Below are 11,538 nucleotides of genomic sequence, written 5' to 3' on the forward strand. Positions count from 1 at the left end.
GGGAGACCCCACGCGACGCGGAAATCATCCGTTTCCCCCACGCGTCGACGCGCACGAAGATCGCTGCGCGGCGTTATCCCGAGGGCGGGAGGTGCCGGTCGATCCATGCGATCAGGTCGGCGATCACCTCGTCGCGTGTCACGTCGTTGAACACCTCGTGCCGGATGTCGGGGTAGATGAGCGTCGTGACGTCGGTGAGGCCGGAGCGCCGCCGGTACGCCGCGGCGAGACGGTGGATGCTGCGCGGGCCCCCGACGGTGTCGTCGCGCCCGATCATCAGCAACAGCGGCACGTCGCGGGGAAGGTTCTTCGCGGGCTTGCCGATCAGCCGCAGCGTGTCCAGCGGCCCGAAAAGCTTCGCCAGCGGTTCCGAGGTGGTCAGCGGGTCGTCGAGGAATGCGCGGCCGACCGAGAGGTCGGAGGACAGCCACTCCGATCCCATCGCTTCGGACCCCGCCCACGGCGCGTTGAGGTCACCCGAGTTCAGGGATCCCGGCCAGCGCAGCGCCGAGCCGGTGAGGACGAGCGCGTCGTAGTCCCGCGGATGCCGGTCGAGCAGCATCTGCGCGAGGAACGAGCCCCACGAATGCCCGATGAGGATGAGGGGCAGCTCGGGGTGGTCGGCGCGGATGATGCCGCTCAGCTGTGCGCAGGCCGCGACGGCAGCCCTCAGCCCACCGGGGCCGAGTCGACCGAGCCGGCTCGCATCACCGCCGTGCTGCTCCAGGCCGGTGCGCCCGTGTCCGCGGTGATCGTCGGCGTAGACGAGGAATCCTGCGGCTGTGAGGGCCTCGGCGACGTGCGTGTAGCGGCCGGCGTGCTCCCCGACGCCGTGGAGGATCTGCACGGCGCCGCGCACGGGCGGGGCGTCGCCGTCGGGCTCGTAGAGGTCGTAGACGATGCGGATGCCGTGAGGATCGATGAAGGAACGTTCCTCGCGCCGCGCTGCTGCCATGGCCCGAGTCTAGGACCGGTGGTTGGCATTCCGGATATTGCTAGATAAGCTAGCCATTCATGAAGGAAGTCAGGTCACGCCGCTGGATCGGTCTGGTCTTCATCAGCCTCGCGGTCGCGCTCATCATCGTCGACTCGACCATCGTCAACGTCGCGATTCCGGCGATCGTGGACGACCTGGGCATCACCTCCACCCAGGTGCAGTGGGTGCAGGAGGCATACACCCTCGTCTTCGCCTCGCTGCTGCTGCTGTTCGGGTCGTTGGCCGACCGCATCGGACGGCGACGGCTGCTGCTGATCGGCGGCGCCCTGTTCGCGGGCGCATCGGTGCTGGCCTCGTTCGCACCGACGGGCGACCTGCTGATCCTCGCGCGTCTCATCCAGGGCGTGGGCGGTGCCATGATGCTGCCGAGCACGCTGTCGCTGCTGAACGCGACCTTCCAGGGTCGCGAGCGCGGCATCGCCTTCGCCGTCTGGGGATCGACGATCGGCGGCATGGCGGCCGTCGGCCCCCTGCTCGGCGGCTGGCTGACCACCTCGTTCTCGTGGCGCTGGGCTTTCGGCATCAACATCCCGCTCGGTGTCATCATCGCGATCGGAGTGCTGTGGGCGGTGGGCGAGTCGCGCGCCAAGAACGCTCCCGTGATCGACGCGATCGGCGCCGTCCTGTCTGTCATCCTCTTCGGCGCCCTCGTCTTCGGCCTGATCGAAGGCCGCACCCTCGGATGGTGGGAGCTCAACGACCCCTTCACCATCGGCGGCTGGAGCTGGCCGTTCTCCGTCTCGCCCGTGCCGGTGGCCTTCGCGATGGCGCTGCTCGCGGCCATGGGCTTCGTGACGTGGTCGCGGCACCAGGCACATCGAGGACGTCCGACCCTGCTCGATCCCCGCCTCTTCTCCATCGCGACCTTCCGCAGCGGCAACATCGCCGCCCTCGTCGTCGCACTCGGCGAATTCGGAATCATCCTGTCCCTGCCGCTCTGGCTGCAGTTCGCGCTCGGATTCGACGCCCTGCAGACCGGCCTCATCCTCATCGCGCTGGCCGCGGGCTCGTTCGTGGCCAGCGGGTTCGCGGGCGCATCCAGCGGCAAGATCGGCGCCGCGCTCATCGTCCGCGCCGGCCTCGTCGCCGAGATCGTGGGCGTGGTCGCAGCGGGCCTGGTCGTCGGCTGGGATGCCGGGACGCAGTCGGCCTGGCTCTGGCTGCTGCCCGCCCTGTTCTTCTACGGCTTCGGCGTGGGCCTCGCGACGGCGCAGCTGACGGGGGTCATCCTGCAGGACGTGCCGGTCGAGCTGTCAGGACAGGGGTCGGGGACGCAGTCGACGGCCCGTCAGGTCGGATCTGCGCTGGGGATCGCGATCCTCGGAACCGTGCTGTTCACCGGCACCGCCGGCATCCTGTCGTCATCCCTCGACGATCGCGGACTGCCGGCGCAGGAGCGCGATCAGATCGTGTCGGCGGTGGTCGACAGCTCGGGCGGGGCCATCGCCGGCCTCGCTGCGAACCCGGCGACCGCGCCGATCGCCGCCGACGCGAAGGCGGCGTTCTCCGACGCGACACGGCTGTCGGCGTTCACCGCCGGAGGCTTCCTCGTGGTGGGACTGCTCGCGACGATTCCGCTGGGCCGCGAGCGGCGGCGCGACGAGACCGACGCGGCGCAGCCGTCCGTGCAGAGCTGAGGATCGGCGGCGACAGCCGCATCCCCGATACTTAGCATGACTAATGAGCTATGCTAAGTATCAGCATGAGCCCCGAGACGCCCGCCCCCGCCGCACCCGACCTCTCCACACCCGCCGCCGAACTGCGCATGGCGACCTTCCGTCTGGCGCGACGACTTCGCTCCCAGCGGGCGGTCGACACCATGAGCGACGCGCAGTTCGCCGTGCTGGCCGCTCTGTCGGTGCACGGGCAGCACACCCTCGGCGAACTCGCCGACCGGGAGCGCGTGTCGGCGCCGTCGATGAACCGCACGGTGAACGGCCTGGAGGAATCGGGCTACCTCACGCGCACGACCGACGCCGACGACCGCCGCAAGGTCAACATCGCGCTCACCGACGCGGGTCGCGCGGTCGTGGAGGAGACCGTCCGGCGCCGCGACTCGTGGCTCGAAGACGCCCTGGCCGCATTGACGGCGTCGCAGCGCGAGCTGCTGCGCTCCGCCGCCGAGCTGATGCGGGAGGTGGCCGCCCGATGAGTTCGCCCACCCGCGCGTCGAATGCGATGTTCCGCTCTTTCTCGGTCTTCAACTACCGCGTCTGGTTCATCGGCGCACTGGTCTCCAACATCGGCGCCTGGATGCAGGCCACGGCTCTCAGCTGGGTCGTGCTCACGCAGCTCACGCACAACGACGCGGGGGCGATGGGCGTGACGATGGCGTTGCAGTTCGCGCCTCCCCTGCTGCTGGTGAGCGTGACGGGCTGGGTCGCCGACCGCTTCGAACGGCGACGGCTGCTGATGGTGACGCAGAGCTCGCTTCTCGTGCTCGGGGCGACCATCGGCATCCTGATCCTCAGCGGCGTCATGACGCTTCCCCTCATGTACGTCTTCGCCTTCGCGCTGGGTCTCGTGGCGGCGTTCGACAACCCGACGCGCCAGGCGTTCGTGTCCGATCTCGTCGACCGCGAGAACGCCTCGAACGCGGTGGCACTGAACGCGGCATCCTTCAACGGCGCCCGGATGATCGGGCCCGCCGCCGCCGGCGTCGTGATCGTCGCGGTCGGCACCGGCTGGGTGTTCCTGATCAACGCGGTGACGTTCCTCGCGATGATCGTGGCTCTGCGGCTGATCCGCTCCGAGGAACTCGTGCCGCGCATCACGGCGCCCGGGGCATCGCGTCTGGCCGACGGCTTCCGCTACGTCGGCAGCCGCCCCGACCTCATGGTGACGTTCGTGATGGTGTTCCTGCTCGGCGCGTTCGGCATGAACTTCCCGATCTTCGCCTCGACGATGGCCCTGGAGTTCGGACGGGATGCCGACGGCTACGGGCTGCTGAGCTCGATCCTGGCCATCGGCTCACTCGCCGGGGCCCTGTTGGCCGCCCGGCGGGATCGTGCGCGGATGCGTCTCGTGATCGTGGGCACCGGCATGTTCGCGGTCGCGGGAACGGTCTCGGCGTTCATGCCGGACTACTGGCTGTACGCCATCACGCTGATGTTCACCGGGTTCTCGGTCGTCACGACGCTCACGACGGCGAACGGCTACGTGCAGACGACGACCGATCCGGCGCTCCGCGGGCGCGTGCTCGCCCTGTACATGGCGATCCTCATGGGCGGAACGCCGATCGGCGCGCCCATCGTGGGCTGGGTGGCCGCGGAGTACGGGGCGCGTGCCGCCATCCTGCTGGGGGCCGCGGCGGCATTCGTCGCCTTCGCCGGCGGCTTCGGATGGCTGCTGTGGTCGGGGCGCCTGCACCGTCACGAGTCGCGCCGCTTCGCCCTCTCGCTGGACGAGACCCGGCCCCTGTCGATCGTGACCCCGGAGGAGTTCAGCGACGAGGTGGCGGGAACGACGCCGATCTCGCTGCCCGATCCGACACGGCGGTAGCACCACCACGAATCGGCCTCTGCCGCCACCCATCATGCATCGCACCCCGTCGCGGATCACGACGTGTGCGAAATGTCCATTGCAGTATTCGAATCTTTGTTCTATTATCGAAGGAGAGAAGCCCCGCGTATCCCCCCGATCCTGATGCGGGTTCTGCGCTCCGGCCTGTCCGGAGCGAGGGGATGATGCACGTGAGCGCGCAGCGGGAAGACGTGGCCGACATCGGCCGCATGCTCGATACGCCGTGGCCGGCGCTGGACCGGCTGGTCGCCGATGTGGTGGATGCGCGGCGGCGGATAGCCGAAGTCCAGGCCGAGGAAGCTCGACTTCTCGCCGACGCGGTCGGACTGGTCGCGGATCGGACCGCGTTGCTGCGGCAAGAAGCTCAGCAGCGGGGCAGCTCACCCCTCCGGTCGAGCGACGCGGACCTGCCGCTTCGGGAAGTGGCGCTGGAGTTGGGCATGGCGATGCGCGCCTCAGACCGGGGCGTGCAGCGACGGATGTCCGAGGCGTATCTGCTGACCACGCTGTTTCCTCGCACCCACGCGTCATGGGCCGACGGCGAGATCGACGCAAGCCATGCCTGGGCCATCGCGCGAGCGGGCGCGGTGCTGCGGACGAGCGAGGATCGCGCCCGCTTCGAAACCCTCGCGCTCGAGGCGGCACGGACGGAATCTCCCTCGCGAATGACCCAGGCGGCGAAAGCCATCGCGGCGACCATCGACCCGGCGGCGTTCGACGACGCCGTGCACCGGGCAACGGACGAGCGATCCGTGCGCCTGTTCGACCTCGACGACGGCATGGCTAGACTCATCGCCGATCTGCCCGCGCCGATCGCGTACGCGATCTACGACTCGCTCACGACACGCGCTCGGACGATCGTCGACCGGACCGACACCGACACCGACACCGACACCGACACCGACACCGACACTTCCAAGGATGCGTGCGGCGAGCCCCGGCGAGCCCGAGGCGACGATGCCGACACCGTCGTCACCAGTCGATCCGCCGACGCGGAGCGCCGCACCCTCGCGCAGGTCCGCGCCGACGTCTTCGGCGACCTCCTGCTGACCGCAGCACCATCGACGACGGCCACCGGTGCGGGCCTGGACGCCATCCGCGCCCGCATCCACGTGACGGTCCCCGCATTGACCCTCGCCGGAGACCCGGCGGGCGGACCTGCCATGCTCGCAGGTCACGGCCCCATCGACCCAGCGATCGCCCGCCGACTCGCGGGACTGGCGCCCGGCTGGGATCGTGTGTTCACCGATCCGCACACCGGTATCCCGGTCGCCGTCGACCGCTATCGCCCCAGCGCGGAACTCTCCCGCTACCTCGCCGCGCGCGACGAACGGTGCCGCGCGCCCGGTTGCACCCGGCCGGCCCACGGATGCGACCGCGACCATACGACCGCAGCGGCAGACGGCGGCGCGACCGCCCACGAGAACCTGGCGCACCTCTGCCGACGCCACCACACGATGAAACATCACACCGCCTGGCGTGTGCGCCATCTCGGTGGCGGAACACTCGAGTGGACCGGCCCCACGGGGCGCCGCTACACCGACCGGCCACCGTCACTGGTGAGGTTCGTTCCCGCGACCGAGGATCCGCCCCCGTTCTGAGCGAGGTGGGCACAGGTCAGCGAGCAGTCGACGCTCCTGCGACGACCCGCACCACGGCGAGCGCACACGCGTCGTGGGTCAGACGCGACGGGCCCGCGAGCGACTCCGACACGACGTCGTCCCAGGGTGCACCCGGAGTGCACGCTGCTCGGGCCGACGTCCAGCCGTCGCGGAAGGGACCCCGCTTCACGACGTGGCAGCCGGGCCGGAACCCTCGCCGCTCGCGAGGGATTCGGCGGCGCGCGCGTCGAGCAGCTGCTCGAGCGCGTCGAGGTCGTACCCCCGCACGTAGCCGCGGAAGAACTCTGCCAGGGCGTCGGCCGGCAACGTCCTGATCCAGGCACGCGCGGCGGGCGTGATCGACGGAGAGCTCGAACAGCGGCGAGACCTCGTCGCGCGCACGCAGGAGCTGCGCCGGTACGAGCCGCGGGCGTGATCAGTGCAGCGACGCGTCGGCGTCGGTGTGCAGCCACTCGGTGAACACGACCTCGAGGCCGGCGCGCGTCGGCGCACACACCATCGGTCCCGCCTGCGCGTCGAGATCGCCGCGGAACGGCGCGACCCGCACCAGACGCAACGGCTCGCCGTCGACGCCGGCGCGCACCGTGAGGGCATCCTCGCCACGGCTCACGCGCACGCGCAACGGCCGCCCGGCCCACTCCGGCACGCCGCGCGGGGCGACGCGCAGACCGTCTCCGGCATCGACGACGACCTCCTCGTCGGTGCGGTTGACGAGGAACACGTGCCGGGTCGCCTCGTCCCCGCGGACGATGACCTCGAGCCGGCCTCCCGCCGCGAGCGGGTCGGCTGCGAGCGCGTCGATCTCACCGGCGAGACGCTCGAGCAGAGCCCGGGTGCCCTCCCGACCGAGGTCGGCGGACACGTAGGTCGCCGACCCGGTGCCGACGCGGCGGTGGGTGACGGCCGGCATCCCCGCGAGCTCGCCCGCCGCGTAGGTGTCCAGCACCTCGACGTCGGCGCCGACGCGGGCGATCCGCTCGCTCCAGTGTGCCGCGCGGGCGCCGGAGGCGAGCAGGGCCGATTCTTCGGGCAGAAGCGGCACGAACTCTTCCACCGTCACGCCGAGGACGTCGCGAAGGGCACCCGGGTAGCCCCCGAGCCACACCCGGTCGTGCTCGTCGACGATGCCGGAGAAGTACGTCGTCACGAGATGACGACCGCTGCGGACGACGTCCTCCAGCCGGGCATCGTCGAACGCAATCTCGACCGTCGCGAGTTGGTGCGCATGTTCTCCATCGTCTCGGCGGAGGCCACCTACCCCGGACACGAGGCACACGACTGGCTGCGCCAGCGGTACGCGCGCGTCATCGCCGACTACGCCGGCGCGATCGCCGCCGATCGCGCCGCCGGAAGGATCAACCCGCCCGTCGGCGACGACACCGCTCTGGCCGCCCTGGTCATCACGGGGTGGGAGGGCGTTCAGATCCGCTGGCTCGCCGATGATTCGGACCCCGTAGCGGCCATGTCCCTGCTTCTGTCGAGTGCACTGCGACCACGGGCGGCATAATGGGTTTGTGCCTTCCGGCACGCCGAAGCCGAGAATCGAGGCCCCATGCCCTATCGCAACCAGGAAACGGTCGCGTCATGGGTGCGCGATTACCTCGAGGACCGCAACGTGGACGCTTCCTCCGTGTCGGTTCTCGAGAAGGACTTCACCCCGGGACCGGACTCCGGCCTCGTCGTCGTCGCCTTGAGCAACGCGTCCACGGTCACCTACATCCAGCCGGTCATCGCCGACGGCCACCCGCGGTGGATGGTGACGTTCGAGCCCCGGACCGAGGGTTTCGACCTCGACGCCGCGGGCGTGGCCCGCCTGTCGGCCGATCTCTCCACCCTCGCCGACCTGTGCGGTTATCTGCAGGAACGCACCGAGCAGGCCATCGCCGAGGCAACCGCCGCCGGAGTCTGAGCCGCACCGCGCGGTGCGATCTAGACCAGAGGCGTCGTGAACACGGCGGTCGCCAGCGCGCCGAGCGCGACGATTCCGCTCACCGTCGCCGCCGCCTGCCACAGCGCTTGCGCGCGCGTCGACCGCGACTCGACACCGGGTTCGGGCCGCGCGGCATGAGCGCCGAACACCGCGCGCTGAGCGTCGACCAGGGTCATGTAACGGCCGACGGGGGTCGAGCGCGAGTCGAAGCCGACGAAGTGTCCGTCGGGCGTGCCCTCCACGCAGCCCACGTAGTCACCGGCGCGTGAGGCGACGAAGAAGTCCTCACTGACACGGGCCCAGGTCACGCGCCCCGCGGACGCCGGAGCGATGATGCTCATGCGACGGCCGCCAGCTCCGCGCGCGACGGCGCGGTGGTCAGCGCACGCTCCATCACCACTCCAGCCGCCGAAGCCGCCGCCTGGGCGATCTCGTTCACCCGCGCGGGGTCGAGGCGGATGGGCTCCGCGTCGTCGAACTCGAAGCGCAGCGGAATCGCGCTGTGCACCCACAGGGCCGTCCGACCGACGGCGGGCGACGAGAACGTGAGGCTGAAGCCCTCCGACCGGCGGAGCTTGGTCATCGCGACCATCCGAAGGTGAGCGAGGTCGACGTCGTCGATCTCGATCGCGTCGGAGCTGTTGCCGTAGTACATGCGTCCCATCGTGACTCCCTCGGTGTGGTGCGTTGCGCCCGGTCGGTTACGAGAAAGGTTATTCTGTTAATAAGTAGTTAGTCAAACGAGATAATTCATGAGCTATATTGGAGGCACCGTAGCTTTTCGGTGATGACTTCTTCTGGGAGGCGAGCGAGGTGACGACCGCACACACGCCCGACGCAACCCCCGTCCTGGATGCTCTGGCACGCTTCAGAGCGGCCGACGCACAGATGCATCAGCGCGTGCGCACCCATGCCGCCCTCGGCGAGAACGAGCTGCGCATCCTTCAGTACGTTCTGGCCTGCGATCGCGCGGGCACCGACGTCAAGCCGAGCGAGATCTCGCGCCACCTCGGCATCAGCTCCGCGTCGACGACGGCCCTGCTCGACCGACTGGAGCGCCTCGGGAGTGTTCAGCGCGTGAGCCATCCCACCGATCGGCGCAGCATCCTCATCGCTCCGACCGCGCGCGCGGCAGCCGAGGTTGCAACCCTGGTCGACGCTTTCGAGAACCGCGTGGCGACAACAATCGACCACCTGTCCGAGGAGGGGCGAGCCGCCGTGATCGCCTTCCTGGATGCCGCGACCGACGCCGCCGACGAGATCGCCGACCCCACGATCGCTCGCGACTACGCGTCGATGTGATCGACCGCGACGCGCATCGCGTCGAGGAAGCGGATGACCGTGTCCCGCTGGTCCTGATCCATTTCGCGAACGACCGCCATCATGCGCTCGTGCATCGCTGAGAGCGTCTGACGCACCTCGTCATCGGACTTCTCGCTGGAGCGGATGAGCACGCTGCGGCGATCGCCGGGGTTGGGGGTCCGCGTGATGTGGCCCGACTTCTCGAGCCGGTCCAGCAGTGCGGTCGTGGACGCGGAAGTGATCCCGAGATAGCGGCTCAGGGCGACGGGCGTCACATCCTCGTGGCGCAAGCGTGCGCGCGCGAGGAAGCGGAGCACGAGAAGCTCGTTCTCTCCCATGTCCATCGACTGCTGGGTCCTTCGCCGCATCGCCACCTCGGCGGCCCGGTAGGAGCGCATGGCTTCCATGACCGACGTAGAGCGCGCATCTTCGTCCACGTACCAGTAGGACGGCGGCTGCTCGGCGGGCATGCTCATCGCAACATTGTGCCGCACCAGCGCGGGGGCCCCAGATCAGTGACGACGGTGGACATTCCCCGCCGCAGGCGCTATGTTTCTGATCGGGTTACTGATTGATAACCGAAATGAGGATGCCGTGTCGACGAAGGCGACGGACGGGTACCGCGAGCTCGTGGCGACGCTGCGCGCCGTGCGCGAGAGAGCCGCGCGGGGCGGCCCCGACAGCGCGCGCCAGCGGCACACCTCCCGCGGCAAACTCCTGGCTCGCGACAGGATCGACCTGCTGCTGGATCGCGGAAGCCCGTTCCTCGAACTCGCTCCCCTCGCCGCGCACGGTCTCTACGGCGGCGACGCTCCCGCCGCCGGCGTCATCGCCGGCATCGGCCTCGTCCACGGGCGGCACGTGATGGTCGCCGCCAACGACGCCACCGTCAAAGGCGGCACGTACTATCCGATGACGGTGAAGAAGCACCTGCGCGCACAGGAGGTCGCGGCCGAGAATCGCCTCCCGTGCATCTACCTCGTCGACTCCGGCGGCGCGTTCCTGCCCCTCCAGGACGAGGTGTTCCCCGATCGCGAGCACTTCGGTCGCATCTTCTACAACCAGGCGCGGATGTCACGCGACGGCATCGCGCAGATCTCCGCGGTGATGGGCTCCTCGACCGCCGGCGGCGCCTACGTCCCGGCGATGAGCGACGAGACCGTGATCGTGCGCGACCAGGGCACGATCTTCCTCGGCGGTCCGCCTCTGGTCAAGGCCGCGACCGGCGAGGTCGTCACGGCGGAGGAACTCGGGGGCGGGGTGACGCACTCGCGCATCTCGGGCGTCACCGATCATCTCGCCGAGAACGATCATCACGCCCTTCAGATCGTTCGCGACATCGTCGCCACCTTGCCGCGCTGCGCCGCGCTGCCGTACGATCTCGGCCCGGCCGATCCGCCCGCGCACGACGCCGACACCCTCTACGACGTCGTCCCGGTCGAGCTGACCACTCCCTACAACGCGCGCGAGATCATCACACGACTCGTCGACGACAGCCGGTTCGCGGAGTTCAAGCAGGAGTACGGCGAGACCCTCGTCACCGGCTTCGCACACATCCACGGCCACCCCGTCGGCATCGTCGCCAACAACGGCGTCCTGTTCGCCGAGTCGGCGATGAAGGGGGCGCACTTCATCGAACTGTGCGACCAACGCGGCATCCCGCTGCTGTTCCTCCAGAACATCACCGGTTTCATGGTGGGGCGCGAATACGAGCACGGCGGCATCGCCAAGCACGGCGCGAAGATGGTCAACGCCGTCGCCTGCACCCGCGTGCCCAAGCTCACGGTCGTCGTGGGCGGGTCGTTCGGTGCCGGGACCTACTCCATGTGCGGTCGCGCCTACTCCCCGCGCTTCCTCTGGTTGTGGCCGGGAGCACGGGTGTCGGTCATGGGCGGCGCACAGGCGGCATCCGTGCTCTCGACCGTGCGGGGCGAGCAGCTCAGCGCCGCCGGAACCGCCTGGACCGAGGAGGAGAAGGCGGCGTTCGAAGCGCCCATCCGCGACCAGTACGAACGCCAGGGCAGCCCCTACTACTCCACCGCGCGGCTCTGGGACGACGGCGTGATCGAGCCCGCGCAGACCCGCGACGTGCTCGGACTCGCCCTCGACGTCGTCTCCCGTGTCCCGATGACCGATGCCGGCTACGGCGTCTTCCGGATGTGATC

At 69.6% G+C, this 11,538-nt stretch carries 14 protein-coding genes; 8 read left to right on the forward strand and 6 right to left on the reverse strand.

The genetic code is table 11. The annotated features are described in order from the left end of the window. Positions 1 to 73: 73 nt before the first annotated feature. A complete protein-coding gene (locus JOE53_RS11585; protein WP_204947803.1) occupies positions 74 to 955 on the reverse strand; it encodes an alpha/beta fold hydrolase in 882 nt (293 codons plus the stop codon). A gap of 59 nt (positions 956 to 1,014) precedes the next feature. Here JOE53_RS11585 and JOE53_RS11590 point away from each other — a divergent pair, with 59 nt between their 5' ends. The 4 genes from JOE53_RS11590 (at position 1,015) to JOE53_RS11605 (ending at position 6,120) form a co-directional block, all read left to right on the forward strand. Further along, positions 1,015 to 2,634 (forward strand): MFS transporter, encoded by a 1,620-nt coding sequence (locus tag JOE53_RS11590; protein ID WP_204947804.1) that lies wholly within the window; start codon positions 1,015 to 1,017, stop codon positions 2,632 to 2,634. Positions 2,635 to 2,699: 65 nt separating this feature from the next. Next, positions 2,700 to 3,149: a MarR family winged helix-turn-helix transcriptional regulator gene (locus JOE53_RS11595; protein WP_204947805.1), complete on the forward strand. Its 450-nt coding sequence runs from the start codon at positions 2,700 to 2,702 to the stop codon at positions 3,147 to 3,149. After that, positions 3,146 to 4,498, forward strand: a complete 1,353-nt coding sequence (locus JOE53_RS11600; RefSeq protein ID WP_204947806.1) for an MFS transporter — start codon at positions 3,146 to 3,148, stop codon at positions 4,496 to 4,498. Before JOE53_RS11595 ends, JOE53_RS11600 begins: the two co-directional genes overlap by 4 nt. Positions 4,499 to 4,683: 185 nt before the next feature. Beyond that, complete coding sequence (locus JOE53_RS11605; protein WP_233450054.1) at positions 4,684 to 6,120, forward strand: HNH endonuclease signature motif containing protein; 1,437 nt, start codon at positions 4,684 to 4,686, stop codon at positions 6,118 to 6,120. Between the two features lie 186 nt (positions 6,121 to 6,306). Here the strand turns inward: JOE53_RS11605 and JOE53_RS11610 are convergent, their stop codons facing one another. Beyond that, positions 6,307 to 6,447 (reverse strand): hypothetical protein, encoded by a 141-nt coding sequence (locus tag JOE53_RS11610; protein WP_197017266.1) that lies wholly within the window; start codon positions 6,445 to 6,447, stop codon positions 6,307 to 6,309. Between the two features lie 109 nt (positions 6,448 to 6,556). After that, on the reverse strand, positions 6,557 to 7,288 hold the full coding sequence (locus tag JOE53_RS11620) for a beta-galactosidase trimerization domain-containing protein (protein WP_271171018.1): 732 nt from the start codon (positions 7,286 to 7,288) through the stop codon (positions 6,557 to 6,559). Between the two features lie 3 nt (positions 7,289 to 7,291). Here JOE53_RS11620 and JOE53_RS11625 point away from each other — a divergent pair, with 3 nt between their 5' ends. Continuing rightward, positions 7,292 to 7,648, forward strand: a complete 357-nt coding sequence (locus tag JOE53_RS11625; RefSeq protein WP_233450161.1) for a hypothetical protein — start codon at positions 7,292 to 7,294, stop codon at positions 7,646 to 7,648. A gap of 45 nt (positions 7,649 to 7,693) precedes the next feature. After that, positions 7,694 to 8,050, forward strand: coding sequence for a protein-L-isoaspartate carboxylmethyltransferase (locus tag JOE53_RS11630; RefSeq protein ID WP_204947808.1), 357 nt, complete (start codon positions 7,694 to 7,696; stop codon positions 8,048 to 8,050). Positions 8,051 to 8,070: 20 nt separating this feature from the next. Here JOE53_RS11630 and JOE53_RS11635 read toward each other — a convergent pair whose 3' ends face one another. Together JOE53_RS11635 and JOE53_RS11640 are read right to left on the reverse strand one after the other, a co-directional pair. Beyond that, positions 8,071 to 8,412 carry a hypothetical protein gene (locus tag JOE53_RS11635; protein WP_061683814.1) on the reverse strand — a complete coding sequence of 114 codons (342 nt, stop codon included), beginning with the start codon at positions 8,410 to 8,412 and terminating at the stop codon, positions 8,071 to 8,073. Continuing rightward, complete coding sequence (locus JOE53_RS11640; RefSeq protein WP_061683815.1) at positions 8,409 to 8,735, reverse strand: DUF7882 family protein; 327 nt, start codon at positions 8,733 to 8,735, stop codon at positions 8,409 to 8,411. Before JOE53_RS11640 ends, JOE53_RS11635 begins: the two co-directional genes overlap by 4 nt. Before the next feature lie 149 nt (positions 8,736 to 8,884). On the opposite strand from JOE53_RS11640, the gene JOE53_RS11645 reads away from it, so the two are divergent. After that, positions 8,885 to 9,373 carry a MarR family winged helix-turn-helix transcriptional regulator gene (locus JOE53_RS11645; protein ID WP_036286981.1) on the forward strand — a complete coding sequence of 163 codons (489 nt, stop codon included), beginning with the start codon at positions 8,885 to 8,887 and terminating at the stop codon, positions 9,371 to 9,373. Here the strand turns inward: JOE53_RS11645 and JOE53_RS11650 are convergent. Then, positions 9,358 to 9,849, reverse strand: coding sequence for a MarR family winged helix-turn-helix transcriptional regulator (locus tag JOE53_RS11650; protein ID WP_204947809.1), 492 nt, complete (start codon positions 9,847 to 9,849; stop codon positions 9,358 to 9,360). The genes JOE53_RS11645 and JOE53_RS11650 overlap by 16 nt on opposite strands. 73 nt (positions 9,850 to 9,922) lie before the next feature. Between JOE53_RS11650 and JOE53_RS11655 the strand changes: the two genes are divergently transcribed. Then, complete coding sequence (locus JOE53_RS11655; RefSeq protein WP_204947810.1) at positions 9,923 to 11,536, forward strand: carboxyl transferase domain-containing protein; 1,614 nt, start codon at positions 9,923 to 9,925, stop codon at positions 11,534 to 11,536. The last annotated feature ends 2 nt before the right edge of the window (positions 11,537 to 11,538 follow it).

The sequence above is a fragment of the Microbacterium laevaniformans genome (assembly GCF_016907555.1).
In the GTDB taxonomy this organism is placed as follows: Bacteria; Actinomycetota; Actinomycetes; order Actinomycetales; family Microbacteriaceae; genus Microbacterium; species Microbacterium laevaniformans.

Coding starts and splice junctions, on each gene's coding strand:
- JOE53_RS11590 (WP_204947804.1), top strand. CDS start 1,015: ATGAAGGAAGTCAGGTCACGCCGCTGGATCGGTCTGGTCTTCATCAGC.
- JOE53_RS11595 (WP_204947805.1), top strand. CDS start 2,700: ATGAGCCCCGAGACGCCCGCCCCCGCCGCACCCGACCTCTCCACACCC.
- JOE53_RS11605 (WP_233450054.1), top strand. CDS start 4,684: ATGCACGTGAGCGCGCAGCGGGAAGACGTGGCCGACATCGGCCGCATG.
- JOE53_RS11655 (WP_204947810.1), top strand. CDS start 9,923: ATGTTTCTGATCGGGTTACTGATTGATAACCGAAATGAGGATGCCGTG.
- JOE53_RS11650 (WP_204947809.1), bottom strand. CDS start 9,849: ATGAGCATGCCCGCCGAGCAGCCGCCGTCCTACTGGTACGTGGACGAA.
- JOE53_RS11635 (WP_061683814.1), bottom strand. CDS start 8,412: ATGAGCATCATCGCTCCGGCGTCCGCGGGGCGCGTGACCTGGGCCCGT.
- JOE53_RS11625 (WP_233450161.1), top strand. CDS start 7,292: ATGACGACCGCTGCGGACGACGTCCTCCAGCCGGGCATCGTCGAACGC.
- JOE53_RS11640 (WP_061683815.1), bottom strand. CDS start 8,735: ATGGGACGCATGTACTACGGCAACAGCTCCGACGCGATCGAGATCGAC.
- JOE53_RS11600 (WP_204947806.1), top strand. CDS start 3,146: ATGAGTTCGCCCACCCGCGCGTCGAATGCGATGTTCCGCTCTTTCTCG.
- JOE53_RS11630 (WP_204947808.1), top strand. CDS start 7,694: ATGCCCTATCGCAACCAGGAAACGGTCGCGTCATGGGTGCGCGATTAC.
- JOE53_RS11585 (WP_204947803.1), bottom strand. CDS start 955: ATGGCAGCAGCGCGGCGCGAGGAACGTTCCTTCATCGATCCTCACGGC.